The organism is Streptomyces sp. NPDC032822 (assembly GCF_055578825.1).
On sequence record NZ_JBVIOL010000001.1, the window covers coordinates 1,175,951 to 1,189,580 of the forward strand.

The 13,630-nt window shown below is 72.4% G+C and carries 15 protein-coding genes; 3 read left to right on the plus strand and 12 right to left on the minus strand.

Annotated elements, in window-relative coordinates; translation table 11 throughout:
• Positions 1-24 precede the first annotated feature (24 nt).
• The 7 genes from ACZ5VD_RS05400 to ACZ5VD_RS05430 all read right to left on the minus strand — a co-directional run bounded on the left by ACZ5VD_RS05400 (position 25) and on the right by ACZ5VD_RS05430 (position 6,592).
• Positions 25-1,050: an SDR family oxidoreductase gene (locus ACZ5VD_RS05400; RefSeq protein ID WP_468680873.1), complete on the minus strand. Its 1,026-nt coding sequence runs from the start codon at positions 1,048-1,050 to the stop codon at positions 25-27.
• Positions 1,051-1,113: 63 nt separating this feature from the next.
• Positions 1,114-1,713, minus strand: a complete 600-nt coding sequence (locus ACZ5VD_RS05405; protein WP_468549295.1) for a winged helix-turn-helix domain-containing protein — start codon at positions 1,711-1,713, stop codon at positions 1,114-1,116.
• 331 nt (positions 1,714-2,044) lie between these two features.
• A complete protein-coding gene (locus ACZ5VD_RS05410) occupies positions 2,045-2,980 on the minus strand; it encodes a DUF6891 domain-containing protein (RefSeq protein WP_468680876.1) in 936 nt (311 codons plus the stop codon).
• A gap of 101 nt (positions 2,981-3,081) precedes the next feature.
• On the minus strand, positions 3,082-4,110 hold the full coding sequence (glnII, locus tag ACZ5VD_RS05415; protein WP_468549297.1) for a glutamine synthetase: 1,029 nt from the start codon (positions 4,108-4,110) through the stop codon (positions 3,082-3,084).
• Positions 4,111-4,463: 353 nt separating this feature from the next.
• Positions 4,464-5,141, minus strand: a complete 678-nt coding sequence (locus ACZ5VD_RS05420; protein WP_468680877.1) for a hypothetical protein — start codon at positions 5,139-5,141, stop codon at positions 4,464-4,466.
• Positions 5,142-5,320: 179 nt separating this feature from the next.
• Positions 5,321-6,163 (minus strand): hypothetical protein, encoded by an 843-nt coding sequence (locus tag ACZ5VD_RS05425; protein WP_468680878.1) that lies wholly within the window; start codon positions 6,161-6,163, stop codon positions 5,321-5,323.
• A 69-nt stretch (positions 6,164-6,232) separates the two neighbouring features.
• The gene (locus ACZ5VD_RS05430) at positions 6,233-6,592 is read right to left on the minus strand and encodes an arsenate reductase family protein (RefSeq protein ID WP_468680879.1); all 360 of its coding nucleotides are present in this window, start codon (positions 6,590-6,592) and stop codon (positions 6,233-6,235) included.
• A 174-nt stretch (positions 6,593-6,766) separates the two neighbouring features.
• Between ACZ5VD_RS05430 and ACZ5VD_RS05435 the strand changes: the two genes are divergently transcribed.
• Together ACZ5VD_RS05435 and ACZ5VD_RS05440 are read left to right on the plus strand one after the other, a co-directional pair.
• Positions 6,767-7,081: a hypothetical protein gene (locus ACZ5VD_RS05435; RefSeq protein WP_468549301.1), complete on the plus strand. Its 315-nt coding sequence runs from the start codon at positions 6,767-6,769 to the stop codon at positions 7,079-7,081.
• A gap of 452 nt (positions 7,082-7,533) precedes the next feature.
• Entirely contained in the window at positions 7,534-8,883 is a 1,350-nt protein-coding gene (locus tag ACZ5VD_RS05440; protein WP_468549302.1) for a DUF2252 domain-containing protein, read from the plus strand.
• Positions 8,884-8,899: 16 nt separating this feature from the next.
• Here ACZ5VD_RS05440 and ACZ5VD_RS05445 read toward each other — a convergent pair whose 3' ends face one another.
• A complete protein-coding gene (locus ACZ5VD_RS05445) occupies positions 8,900-10,582 on the minus strand; it encodes an alpha/beta fold hydrolase (protein WP_468680881.1) in 1,683 nt (560 codons plus the stop codon).
• Between the two features lie 28 nt (positions 10,583-10,610).
• Positions 10,611-10,814 carry a DUF1269 domain-containing protein gene (locus tag ACZ5VD_RS05450; RefSeq protein WP_468680883.1) on the minus strand — a complete coding sequence of 68 codons (204 nt, stop codon included), beginning with the start codon at positions 10,812-10,814 and terminating at the stop codon, positions 10,611-10,613.
• 371 nt (positions 10,815-11,185) lie between these two features.
• On the opposite strand from ACZ5VD_RS05450, the gene ACZ5VD_RS05455 reads away from it, so the two are divergent.
• Positions 11,186-11,491 carry a hypothetical protein gene (locus ACZ5VD_RS05455; protein WP_468549304.1) on the plus strand — a complete coding sequence of 102 codons (306 nt, stop codon included), beginning with the start codon at positions 11,186-11,188 and terminating at the stop codon, positions 11,489-11,491.
• 40 nt (positions 11,492-11,531) lie between these two features.
• On the opposite strand, the gene pspAB is transcribed toward ACZ5VD_RS05455, so the two are convergent.
• The 3 genes from pspAB to ACZ5VD_RS05470 all read right to left on the minus strand — a co-directional run bounded on the left by pspAB (position 11,532) and on the right by ACZ5VD_RS05470 (position 13,525).
• Positions 11,532-12,116, minus strand: a complete 585-nt coding sequence (gene pspAB, locus ACZ5VD_RS05460) for a PspA-associated protein PspAB (RefSeq protein WP_468549305.1) — start codon at positions 12,114-12,116, stop codon at positions 11,532-11,534.
• Positions 12,117-12,118: 2 nt separating this feature from the next.
• The gene (gene htpX / locus ACZ5VD_RS05465; protein ID WP_468549306.1) at positions 12,119-13,039 is read right to left on the minus strand and encodes a zinc metalloprotease HtpX; all 921 of its coding nucleotides are present in this window, start codon (positions 13,037-13,039) and stop codon (positions 12,119-12,121) included.
• A 228-nt stretch (positions 13,040-13,267) separates the two neighbouring features.
• Complete coding sequence (locus ACZ5VD_RS05470; RefSeq protein ID WP_468549307.1) at positions 13,268-13,525, minus strand: SCO2583/SCO2584 N-terminal domain-containing protein; 258 nt, start codon at positions 13,523-13,525, stop codon at positions 13,268-13,270.
• Between the last annotated feature and the right edge of the window lie 105 nt (positions 13,526-13,630).

Here is a 13,630-nt window from a genome sequence, read left to right on the forward strand (position 1 = left end):
CGGTCACTGGGGCTGGGCGGCCGGTCAGGGGGTGGTGCTGGATACACCCCCGCCCGCCGCGAGGACCTTCGCCTCCAGCTCCGGGTCCAGACCCACCGGCGGCCGGTCCGGGCGCCGCGGCGCGACTTGGCCAAGGCTCCGCAGCCAGGTCCAGGTGTCGGCGACGGTCTCGGCGACCGGGCGGCAGCGCAGACCGGACCCGAGGGCCCGGGTGACGTCCGCGCGGTGCACGCTCGCGTGCTCCTCGCTGCCCGGCGGCATCCACACCGGCAGCTGCAGCCAGGGCTCGATGCCCGCGTCGAGGATCACCTCCGGCGCGGTCCAGCGCAGCTCGGCCGCCCCGCCGGTCGCCTCCGCACAGGCGTCGAGCAGGGTCCCCATGGTGGCGTGCCCCGAGGGCCCGAGGAGGTTGTACGGCCCGCTCGCCTCCCCCTCCACCGCGTCGAGGATCCATTCCGCGAGATCGCGGACGTCGACGTACTGGACGGGAAGGTCGCGCGGACCGGGTGCGAGGACCGGGCCGCCGCGGGCGACCCGGTTCAGCCACCAGGGGAGCCGGCCGACGTTCTCGTACGGGCCGAGGATCAGCCCGGCCCGCACGAGCAGGGAACGCTCCGCGCCGAAGGCCCCGACGGCGGCCAGCTCGCCGCCCCGCTTGTCCCGGGCGTAGTCGGTCTGCCCGGCGTCGGGCGCGGCCCCCTCGACCAGGGGCGCGTCCTCGGTGTACCCGGCGCCCCGCGGCCAGGCGTACACCGAGCAGCTCGACACGTACACATAGCGGTCGGCGCGGTCCCGCAGCAGCCGCGCCGACGCGTGCACCGCCCGGGGCGCGGCCGACCAGGTGTCGACGACCGCGTCCCAGTGGCCGTCCGCCTCGGACAGCGCGGCGAGCCCGTCGGGTGTGGTGCGGTCACCGTGCAGCGACCGCACACCGGCCGGGGGCGCGTGCCGTCCCCGGTGGAAGACGGTCACCTCCCAGCCGCGCCCGAGGGCCGCCTCGACGACGGCCCGGCCCGCGAACTCCGTACCACCCAGCACCAGAAGTCTCATGCGGGTGACTGTGCCCGGATCGGACGCGGGAGGGAACCCGGATCTGCCGTCGGCAGAGCGGACTCAGCGCCCGGTCGGCGGCGCGTACTTGTAGCCGACCCGGCGCACCGTCTGGATCGCCTGCCGGTGCTGGGCACCGAGCTTGCGGCGCAGCCGGGCGATGTGGACGTCGACCGTGCGACCGTCGCCGACATGGCCGTAGCCCCACACCGTGGTGACCAGCTGGTCGCGGGTGTGCACCCGGTGCGGGTGGGTGACCAGATGGGCGAGCAGCTCGAACTCCAGGTAGGTGAGGTCGAGTTCCTGCCCGTTCACCTCGGCCGTGCGCTGCACGGTGTCGATGCGGACCAGCGCGTCGCCGGTGTCGACGACGGCGCCCGGCCGGACGGCCTCCGGCGCCTGGGGCACCGCCACCGGCAGGAAGGGCGGCTGCTGGTCGGCCGGGACGAGCACCAGGTAGCCGACCATCGGCGGCTGGCCCGGCAGGGTGGGCAGGGTGTGCTGCGGGGCGGGCAGCCAGGTGGCACCCGGCGGCAGGAAGTCCGCCGGCTCGATCACCTCGTCCCGGTCGACGGCGCGCAGCCGGTGACGCGGGGAGACGCTCGCCGACGCGGCGGAGGGGGCGGGGAGAGGGGCGGTGGAGAGAGAACGAGTGGTCGCCATGAGAAGTCAGCTCTTTCGCGCGAGAGATTCGTCAGGAAGGTCGACGGCCGAGTTCGTGGTCGGGCTCGTCGAGAGGACCTACGTCGTTTCGCGCTGGCCGAAGGCCGGGGGTGTACGGCGTTAGAGGGCCGGCGCGTTCATCGCGCGGCAACACACCCGGTCGAAGTCATGGTGCTGACGGGAAGGCCAGAACGGCTCAAGGTCGTGGCGACCCGTCGCGGTGTGGTTCTGGAAGCTGGCCATGGGCCCATTGAAGCAGACACACGCCCGCAACAGGAGCCTCCTCTCACTGCTTGGACGCCACCCCGGCGTGAGACTGGTCTCTCCCGCCTCAGCCCACCAGGCGTTTGCGCCAGGTCAGGGGCGCGACGTCGATGGCCCGGTCCGGATCGCCGTCCCACTGTGCGGACAGCCCGGCCGCACCGAGGGCCGCGACGACCTGGTGTCCGACGGCCTTCGTGGTCTCCTCGGAGCCGTCGAAACCGCCGTAGTACAGCGAGAGTCCGTGTCCTTCCACCGCGCCGCGGGTGCACTGGTGGTGGAAGAAGACGAAGCCCCGCGCCCCCTTGAGGCCGTCCGCCTCCGCGCCGATCTCCGTCATGCCGCAGCCGCGGCAGCAGGCGAAGTTCTCGCGGGCGACGACACCCGCGCCCTCCAGGGCCGCGAAGGCCTGTTCCAGGCGGTCCGGGTCGGTCGGGGCGGTCCACGCCGTCTGCTCCTCGACGCGCTCCAGCCACAGCCGCTCCACGATCACACGGGCCTGCGCGGGGGACAGGGGCGGCTCGGGCGCGCTGTCCTGCACCAGGTACACCGTCTCCCGGACCAGTTCCGCGATACCCAGGTAACCGTCGGCGAGCATCTCGCGCACGTGTCCCTCGGCCCGCGCCGCGAGCTCCGGATCGGGTGCGGGCACCTCTTGCGGCGGCGCGAGCTCGTCGCGCCGCCAGGTGATCCCGGCGTCCCAGCCGCTCTCGCCGCGCGCCCAGCGGGCCATCACGCCGGCGACGAGATCCGGGTCCGTCACCTCGGTGATCCACAGGTACGGCACCGAACCCGTGCGGTGCTGGAACTCGTACACCCCGCCCCGCTCGTGGGCGACCTGGATGAAGACGCACGGCCGGTCCGGGATCCGCTGCACGACGAGGAAGTGGTCGCCCTCGCCGCCGACGCGGTGCACCAGCTCGCTGAGCCGCGCCGCCGAAATCCGGGTGTGCGTCTGCCTGTTCTCCGTCTCGACCTTGATCGCAAGGCCCCCGTCGATCTCCATGCCCCCACGATGGCACGTCCCACCGACAACGCCCGGCGCACGGTACGCACAAGGGGCGCCCGCCGAGATGGCGGGCGCCCCTTGTGGGAAGGCTGCGGGGATCAGACCTGGCCGGCCTTCTCCAGCGCGGAGCAGCAGGTGTCGACGATCAGGCGGGTCACCAGGTACGGGTCGACGTTGGCGTTCGGACGGCGGTCCTCGATGTAGCCCTTGCCGTCCTGCTCGACCTGCCACGGGATACGCACCGAGGCGCCACGGTTGGAGACACCGTAGGAGTACTCGTTCCACGGGGCGGTCTCGTGCAGACCCGTCAGACGGTCGTCGATGCCGGCGCCGTAGTGCTTGACGTGGTCGAGGGGCTTGGAGCCCTCACCGAGCGACTCGCACGCGGTGATGATCGCGTCGTAGCCCTCGCGCATCGCCTTGGTGGAGAAGTTGGTGTGCGCACCGGCGCCGTTCCAGTCGCCCTTCACCGGCTTCGGGTCCAGGGTCGCGGCGATGCCGAAGTCCTCGGCGGTGCGGTAGAGCAGCCAGCGGGCCACCCACAGGTGGTCGGAGACCTCCAGCGGGGAGACCGGGCCGACCTGGAACTCCCACTGGCCGGGCATGACCTCGGCGTTGATGCCGGAGATCGCGAGACCCGCCTTCAGGCAGTTGTCCAGGTGCGCCTCGACGACGTCACGGCCGAAGATCTCGTCCGCGCCGACACCGCAGTAGTAGCCGCCCTGGGGGGCCGGGAAGCCGCCCTTGGGGAAGCCGAGCGGGTAGCCGTCCTGGAAGAACGTGTACTCCTGCTCGATGCCGAAGATCGGCTCCTGGCCGGCGAACTTCTCGGCGACCTCGGTGAGCGCGGCGCGCGTGTTGGACTCGTGCGGCGTCAGGTCGATGTTGAGGACCTCGCACAGGACGAGGATGTCGTCGCCGCCGCGGATCGGGTCGGGGCAGGTGAAGACCGGCTTGAGGACACGGTCCGAGGAGTGGCCCTCGGCCTGGTTCGTGGAGGACCCGTCGAAGCCCCAGATACCCAGCTCGGCGCCCTTGGCGTCGTCCGCCAGGATCTTCGTCTTGGAACGGAGCTTGGCCGTCGGCTGGGTGCCGTCGATCCAGATGTACTCAGCCTTGAAGGTCACGAGCCACTTCCTTCGGGGGTGTGTCTAGACGCACTTGCGGGTGCAGCGGCGCTGCGGCACCGGGGCGCCGCTTTCCATGCCCGGCAGCCTGTCAACAGGCGATTTCCCGATCATTGCTCGAATGTGAACCCCGTGTTACCTGGTGGTGCTGTGTCGCGATTCATACCGTGAGGGCCCGTAGGGTGCGGAGCGCGCTGTGCGAAAAGGCCTCGGGGCTACGCCGGGACGGCTCGTATGCGATGGGGTTGGGGTACCGGGCCGGCCGGAGCCGGGAGCCCTGGACATGCCGGTCCCGCCACCCCTGGCCGGGGGCGGCGGGACCGGTGACACGTACGGTCAGGTGTCGTCCGGCCTCACCCCACCTTCTCGATCACGGCCCGGCGGATCAGGAACTTGCCGGGCTCCCGCACCTCTTCGAAGGCGGCGTTGTTGAGCAGGGCACAACTGCCGGAGACCGAGGTGACCTCCACCGTCGTGGACCTGCCGTTGTCCAGGTTGGTGACCTTCAGCTTCGTGCCGGCCGGGAACCGGTCGCTGGACGCGGCCGGGGCGCCGTCCTCGCCGGACAGCGTGACCGTCGAGCCGGTGCACACCTGCTCACCGGAGACGGCACCGTCACCGGCGCCCGCGGAGGGGGCCCGGGAGGGCTCCTCGGCCTGGGCGGGCGGCGCGGCCTGGGCGGGAGGTGCACTCTGCGCCGGCTGTGTCGCCTGGGAGTCCTGAGCCGACTCCCCGACGACGCACCCCGACGCCTCCTGCTGCACCTCGATCTGCGCGATGACGGCCTCGCGGTTGTCGATCCGGGCCTCGGACTGCGCGTCCGGGGCGGCCCGCTGGCCGTCGATGAACCGCTGGTTGTTGCCGAGCGCGGTGGCCAGGCCCTGGCAGACGGTCGACTCGGCGGCCGTCTGCGGGGACTGCGCGGCGTTCGAGGTGGACGCCATGACGAAGGCGCCGCCTCCCGCCACCGTCGCGGCGCTCACCAGCAGGGCGAGCTTCTTCTTCGTACCGAGCGTTCTCCTACGGGACATGCGCGGCTCCTGAAGGGATGGGGGAGCGTACGCCGCTATGTACGAGATACCGAACCGACGCCACTCAGAGGTGACAGGAGTCAAATGAAGTGGTGTGCGTCACACCGGAGTCGGCCCCGCCGGCCCTGTCGTCGGTCCTGCAGTCCATCCTGCAGACAGTCCTGTTGTCGGCCTCGCCGTCAGCCCATCGTGGTCTGCTCGTACGTCATCACCGTGTCGTGCGCGTACCGGAGCAACCCCTCGGTCTGGAGCGTGAGTTCGGCCTTCCCGGCCGTCGACCCGTCGCCCCACCGCCCGTCCGCGAACACCACCGAACGCCCGGTCGTCAGCCGCCGGAGCACTCCGGCCGAACCGGGAGGAACGGTCGCCAGCCCCGCCCCGGACGGCGGTTCGAGCGCGTCGACCTGGTAGGTCACCGGGTCCGTCGAGGCCTTCGCGAACACCGCGGAGGCGTCCTCGACGCGCCGGAAACTCAGCACGCTCACCGTCACCTGCGAGCGCCGCGCGGTGTCCGTGAACAGCGCCGCGGTCAACCGCGCGCACTCCTCGCCCTGTTCGAGCAGCGCGGCCAGCCCGGGGGAGGCACCGCGCGTGCAGTCGGTGGTGGTGGCGAGGTCGACACGGTGGAACCGGGAGCCGTCCCGCGACAGCACGTTCTGCTGCGGGAAGGCCTGCTCGGGCCGGATGACGGGCCGCGCGGACAGCGCGGACAGGGAGGGCGGAGGGGACAGGGAGGGCAGCCCGGTCGGAAGGCGGGAGGCGAAGGAGACGGTGACGGTCGGGGCGGGAGTGCCGGAACCGATGGCGGCCGACGCGGGAGGAGCGGGCGTCGCCGCCCTGCCGCCGTCACCGCCGCCGCCCGTGTACGTCACCGTGCCCACCGCGATCGCGGTCACGAGGACCACTCCCGTGCCGGCGGCGACCGCCCGCCGGGGTTGCCGCTCCCCGCGTGCGCGTTGCCGCTCGGCCGCCCGCGGGGCCTCGGGGGCGTGCGGGGCCGTGCCCAGATCGCCGAAGGTCATGGCGGCGGAGAGTAACAGCGAACGCCCCTCGAACTCCCGCCACTCGGGAAACAGTTGGCCGGACGGTCCTTATCGCGCCAACGCGTCCCGCACGGCCTCCTCGGTGCGGCCCACCACCGCCGTGCCGTCGTCCGCGGTGATGATCGGGCGCTGGATCAGCCTGGGATGCTCGGCGAGGGCGGAGATCCAGCGCTCGCGCGCGCTGTCGTCCCGCGGCCACTCCTTGAGGCCGATCTCCTTCGCGACGGCCTCCTGGGTGCGGGTGATGTCCCAGGGTTCGAGGCCGAGGCGGTCCAGTACGTCCCGGATCTCGTCCTTGCTCGGCACGTCCTCCAGATAGCGGCGCACGGTGTACTCCGCGCCCTCCGCGTCGAGCAGGGTGAGCGCGCCACGGCACTTCGAACAGGCCGGATTGATCCAGATCTCCATACGGCTCACGGTACGCGAAAACCCGTCTTGCACCTGTGTCACAGGACCCCCGAAAGCCCTTGTGGCCAGGGGCGATTGTCAGTGCCGGGCAGTAGAATAGAAGCAGTGTTCGAGGGTGTCGCCGGGGTGTCGAGATCCCCGGGGGGACACCCTGACCGCGACAGGAGGATGCCTGTGCCCGCTGCCGCACTGAAGCCGAAGCCGCTGCCCACCCAGTCCACCGCGAAGCGCCCCGTGCTGCTCGACATGCCGTTCGCACCCGTGGAGAAGCGCCCGCTGCCGCCGGGCCGTCCGCGGGAGTGGTACGTCAGCCACAACCGCCGCCTCAAGGCCATGCGCCTCGCCATCGCCCTGCTCGACTCGGGCGTCTACCTTCCCAACCAGGCCCGCAACGAGACGATACGGAGCACCGCGGAGACGGTCGGCATCCACCCGCCGTCGGACACGACGTGCCACATGGTGCGAGCGCTGATGCGGTACTCGCGCTGAGCCCGGGCGCCGGGTGCCCTGAGGAGACCAGGGCACCCGGCACCGATCCGCTCTGCGACGGCGCCCGGAACCGTCGCGCGCACCCGTCCCACAACCCTTCCGCCTGCGCGCCGCGCCCCGTCCGCCGTCCGTGCCCGGCGGACACCACACGATCTCCCCGTCCCGGTCGACCACCCGGGTCGAAGGGCCGGCGGTTCCCTTTCGACTCACCGAGCCGGGTGGTGGGTGGGCGAGGTCCTGGGGGTCTGGGGGCGGAGGTCCCGGGGCGGTCCACCCGGACGCCGGGGGCCCGCTCATGGCCCGGGCCGACCGTTCCGCCGTACCCGGGGCGTCCGTCACCCGTTCGCCGTACCCCGCATGCGTGCGCCCGGGGCCGGGCCTTCACTGCGATCAGGAGGTGCGGAACCCAGGAACACCCTCAGGGAGGCGCGCACGATGCAGAGGCTCGGCGGATGACCGCCTCCGACGATCCCGCCGCCCGCGCCGCCCGTGGCAGAGCCGCCCGCAAACGCGTCCCCCGCTCCGCGCACGCCCTCTGGATCCCCGCCGTCGACCGCCCCGACCCCGTCGGGATCCTGGAGCGGCAGGGCCGTGACCGGCTCCCGGAACTGCTGCCCATCCGGTACGGGCGGATGGCCGCCTCGCCCTTCGCCTTCCTGCGCGGCTCGGCCGCCGTGATGACCGCCGACCTCGCCGCCCAGCCGCACACGGGCCTCGTCGTACAGCTCTGCGGCGACGCCCACCTGCTCAACTTCGGCCTGTACGCCTCCCCGGAGCGTGCCCTGCTCTTCGACCTCAACGACTTCGACGAGACCTTCCCCGGCCCCTTCGAGTGGGACGTCAAACGCCTCGCCGCCAGCGTCGCCGTCGCCGCCCGCGAGAACGGCCACAGCGAGGCCGGGGCCCGTCGCGCGGCCCTGGCGTCGGCCGCCGCCTACCGGGTCGCCATGGTCCGCCTGGCCCGGCGCGGCGAACTCGACGTCTGGTACGAGCGCCTCGACGCCGACAGCCTGCTGCCCCTGGTGCGCTCCGGCCGCCACCGCCGCCGGGTCGAGTCCAGCCTCACCCGCGCCCGCCGCCGCACCAGCCTCCAGGCCCTCGGCAGACTCACCGAGGTCGTCGACGGACGGCGGCGCATCATCCACGACCCGCCGCTGCTGGAACCCGCCGGCGCCCCCGACATGGCCGCCCTGCGCAAGATCTTCAGCGACTACCGCTCCACCCTCGCCGAGGAACGCCGCCTCCTCCTCGACCGCTACCGCTTCGTCGACGCCGCCCGCAAGGTCGTCGGCGTCGGCAGCGTCGGCACCCGCTGCTTCATCGTGCTGCTCACCGGCCGCGACGCGGACGACCCGCTGTTCCTGCAGATCAAGGAGGCGCGGAAGTCCGTACTGGAGGAACACCTGCCGAACGGGCCCTACGTCCATCCCGGGCGCCGGGTCGTGGCCGGGCAGCGGCTGCTCCAGGCCGCCGGCGACATCTTCCTGGGGTGGATGAGCGGACCGCAGGGGCGGGCGTTCTACTGGCGGCAGTTGCGCGACATGAAGGGATCCGCGGACGTCGCCGGGATGAACCCGGCCGACCTCGTGGCGTACGCCCGGCTGTGCGGCACCGCGCTGGCCCGCGCGCACGCCCGCGCCGGGGACCGGATCGCCATCGCCGCCTACCTGGGCGGCGCGGACACCTTCGAACGGGCCGTCGCCGACTTCGCGTCGACCTACGTCGGCCAGACCGTCCACGACCACGCGACCCTGGGCGCGGCCGTCGCGGCGGGCGTGGTGACCGCCGACCCCGGGGTGTGAGACCCACCCCGGCCGGTCACGCGTACGCCTCCAACAGGCCTGTCACATACGCCTCCAGCCGCCCGCCCAGCACCTCCGCCGTCAGATCGGTCCGGCCCAGCTCGCGCCAGGGGCCCGCGAGCTTCGCCGCGTCGGGGGAGTAGCCGAGGGCGTCCAGCAGCCGCCAGTACAGGTGGTCGGGTCCGGTGGCCAGACGGCGACCGCCGTGCGCCTCGTAGCGGGCGCGGAAGCCGAGCCCGTGCTCCGGGCCGTGCAACAGCGCGAGGGCCGTCGAACAGTGGGCGACGTCCAGGTCGGCGGGACCCCACGAGGTCTCCACCCAGTCCACGACCCCGCTGATCCGCAGTCCCGCGCCGCCGCCCTCGAACAGGACGTTCCCCGGGTGGTAGTCCCGGTGCAGGAAGCAGCCCTCGTAGAACGGGGGTGCGCGGCGGATCACGTCGACGGCCCGGTCCCACGGCGGTCCCGGCGGGGCTACCACCCGCTCCGGCGACGTCCACGCCTGGTAGGGGCGCGGACGTTCGTCCGGTACGACGTCGTGGATCCGGACGAGCTGCGCCGCCAGCAGATCGATACGCCGCTCCAGATCCGGGCCGCCCTCCGCGCCGACCTCCCCGCCCGCCCCGCCTTCCCCGGGTGCCCCGTCGTCCGAGTCGACCCGCACCCGGCCCGGCAGCAGGGACATCAACAGCGAAGGGTGGTCGCAGTGTTCGGCCGACGGGTCCACGGCGACCGGACGGGCGGCCGGGATCCCCTCCTGCCCGGCGAGGAGCGCGAGGACGGACGCCTCGCGGGCCAGCAGGGCGGGCGCGTGCCGGCGGAAGAAGGGCTTCACGAAGGTCCGCAGGACCAGGCCGGAGCCGTCGTCGAGGGTGAGGCGGCGCATCTGCGCGCTCCAACCCCCGGACAGCGGACGGCTGTCCCGGACCGTACGCCCCGCCGGGAGCTGCTTGGCCACCCACGACCGGGTCGCCGCCCACCCCTCGGCGAGCACGGCCGTGACGAACTCCCGCCGGTCCTCGGCGTGCTCCCGGAACCAGGCACCCAACCCGTGGTCCGCGCCGCTCAGTTCGAGGCGTGTGAACCGCGCCCGGGTGCAGAGCGCGTCCTGCACCGCCTCCGTCACGTCCGGCGGGATCACCGCGTCCGTCTCCGGCACCGCGAGTACCGCCCGGCCCTCGTAGGCCCGCAGGACGTCGAGCGCGGGTGACGTCCGCCAGCTCCCCGGGGTGCGGATGATCGCGCTGAACCGCCCGTCGCCCTCCCCGAACGGCACGTCCCACGCCTGGGGCGCGTACACGGCGGGCGCACACAGCCCCAACGCCGTGACCCGCTCCCCGTAGTGGGCGGCGAGGTCGGCGACCGTCTGGCCGCTCATGCTGAACCCGACCAGGACCAGCGGCCCGTCCGCCGGGGCGAACGCGTCGACGACCGCCACCGCCTGCTCGAACCGGCGGCGCAGGCTCAACTCCCGCAGGGTGCCCGTGCTGTCGCCGTGCCCGGAGAAGTCGAGGGCGAGCGCACGGCAGCCCTGGTCCACGAACTCCGTCAGCAGCGGGAGGAGCCGCTCCTTGCTGCCGCTGCCCGCCCCGTGCAGCAGAACGACGGTGGCTCGTTGTGGACCGTCCTCGTCACCGCCGTACACCCCGCTGAGCAGTTCATCGGAGTAGCCGTACGTGAAGGTGGAGAGCTCGCTCATGCCCCCATTCACTCACGGCCCACCGGCCTCAGGACGTCGATTCCGTCCTCGGCGCCCGGGCCGCCTCGATCGCCTCGCGCGGCGCCTCCTCGCCGGCCCTGCCCAGCGAGGCCTGCACCAACTGGCCGCCGAACGGTGTGAGGTGAGCAAGCACCTTGTCCTCGGCCGCGTGCTGGACCAGGACGAACAGAGCCCCGGCGCCCGGGCGCAGATTCTGGCTGAGATCCTTCATGAAGTGGTCGTTGATCCAGGTGTCGGTGAACGACCCACCGCCGCCCCGCCCACCGCCGCCCCGCCCACCGCCGCCCCGAGCCGCGGCGCCAGGAAGAGCAGCCCGATCACACCGCCCCACACCGCACCGCCCGCCGCCCCGACGGCCGTTTCGCTCGACTCCAGGTCGCGGGAAAAGGAGGTGCACGCCGAGTGACGGCCTCCCTACGCTGGACACGCGCCGAAGAGTTGCCCAGGCCGCGTTCCGCAGAACAGGCATCACCCCGCGGACTCGGGGCTACTCTCTACGCACCGACGGACGGCCGCCCACCCCCAGTGCCCGTCGGGGCACCCATCACCGCTTGGACCTACCCACGCCCACGGAGGCCCGTCATGGGCACCATTGTCATATCCGGGACCGTTGTCCTGGTCGTCCTCGGCTTCGAGAACCACCTCTGGTGGCTCGTCGCCGTCGCCGTGCTCTTCCTGTACACGCAGTACGGACGCGGTGCGTCCACGCCCTCCTCACCGGCCGGAGGACCGCCTTCGGCGGGAGGTGCCCCCTCAGCGGGGGGAGCCGCGCCCGGCAGCTACCGCGCGTACCGCGCCCGCCGTGACAAGCAGGCTCGGTGGGAGCGCCGCTACCGCCGCGAGCGTCCCTTCGAGTCCCGCCGGCAGTCACGCGAGAAGAGCAAGTGAGACTGCCCGTGCCGCCGGTGGGGCCGTAGTCCGAGGCCGGTCACAGACCGGGCGCACCCCACACCGGGAACCAGCGGCTCAGGTCCGGCTCGATCCGCAGATCGTCCGCCAGCGCCGCCTTCACCCGCAGTTCCAGTGCGTTGTCGCGCCGCTGTCCCTCGCCGGGCAGCGGCGCGAACGGGTAGTAGGACCCGCGCTTGTAGAGGTAGACCAGTGCCAGCGAGCGGCCCTCCGGAGTCCGGAAACCGGCCAGTGAGCAGAGCAGTTGCGGCCCGAAGCCGTTGACCTCCATCGAACTGTTCACCGCGTGCAGGTCGTTGACCAGGGACGACAGCTGATCGGGGGTGCGCTCCGACACCAGCCACGAGTACCCGTAGCGATCCCGCCGCAGTTCCACCGGCGGCCCGTCGCGATCGGTGTCCGCGTCGAGCAGGGCCTGCACCTCGCGGTGCGTCTGCTCGAAGGCCGAACCCTCCACCGTGGCGAAGCACACCGCGCCGCGGCCGGTCGGCGTGAAGGAGGCCGCCGCCTCCAGCGTCACCGCCGCCGACGGCAGCGCGAACAACTGGTCGAGATCGGGCGCGACCGGCTTCGTCCGGCCGAGCAGGATGTCCAGCAGCCCCATCCTCAGCCCGCCCTCCCCGGGGCCGCGGCCTCGCCCAGCTCGCCGGAGATCCGCCCCAGCTGCTCCAGCCGCTGCTCCAGGCTCGGGTGGGTGGAGAAGAGCCGTGCCGCACCGGGCTCCCGGCCCAGGGCCGGGGTGAAGTAGAAGGCGTTGAAGGCCTGGGCGGTGCGCAGGTCCTTGGTGGGGATCCGGGCGATGTCGCCGGAGACCTTGGTGAGCGCGGACGCCAGCTCCGAGGGGCGGCCGGTGAGCAGCGCCGCCGACCGGTCCGCCGCCAGCTCCCGGTACCGGGACAGGGCCCTGATCAGCAGGAAGCTGATCGCGTACACGGAGGCGGACACTCCCATCACGGCGGCGAAGACGATGGCGGTGTTCTGGTCCCGGCGCCCGCCGCCGAACACCTGGGAGTAGAAGGCGAACCGCACGATCAGGCCCGCGACCACGCCGAGGAAGGACGCGACGGTGATCACGGCGACATCCTTGTGCGCCACGTGCGACAACTCGTGCGCGAGGACACCCTCCAGCTCCGCGGGCTCCAGCCGCCGCAGCAGTCCGGTGGTCACACAGACGACGGCGTGGTCGGGGTTGCGCCCGGTGGCGAACGCGTTCGGCATGTCCATCGTGGAGACGGCGACCACCGGCTTGGGCATGTCCGCGAGCGCGCACAACCGGTCGATCACGGCGTGCAGTTCGGGATACTCCTCGCGTTCCACGACCCGTCCGCGCATCGCGAACAGCGCGATCCGGCCGGAGAACCAGAACTGTGCGACGAACATGGCCGCCATCAGCGCGACGACCATCACCCACGACTTGAGCAGCACGATCAGTGCCGCTATGAAGGCCACGTACAGCAGCCCGAGCAGAAACATCGTGACCGTCATCCGTACGGTCAACCGCCGGTCGCTCCGGAAACGGCTCTGCATCTCGCATCACCCCGCAGTCAGGCACTCGCCCCGATGCCAGTGTGCACCCGGCCCTGCCATGAAGCGGTTGTGATCAGCCCTAGGTGCAGCAAAGGCTCAGCCCCGGATCCCGGCCTTCGGTTTCCGCCTGCCGAGCACATACGCACCGAACGGATGCCGCCCCCGGTCGAGCGGTTCGCCGACCTCCGCCGACCCGCGCGGCACCGCCCTGATGTCCTCGCGCACGGCTCAGTACGGCGCTCGGAAGTTCGCGTACCCGAGCAGCACGATGATCGCCGCCACACTCCCGAGCACGATCACCGTCGACAGCCACGAGGACCGCCGGGGTCCCACACCCTCGGGCTCCGCCCGGAACGGCACCGCCTCCGGAGGCTTCTCCTTCCACCGGGCGGCCAGCATCCGGGCCCGCGCGGAGGGCTCCTTGTGCTCGGCGTCGTCGGCCCACCTGATGTCGAACTCCCGCTCGGCGTCGTCCTGTTCGGACATCCCCGTAACCCCCGCCCCTGACTCTCGAACAGTTGTGCAGGAAACCATACGACGGCGCCCCCGTCCTGAGAAACCAGGAAACGGGGGCGCCGTCGAAGGGTCTAC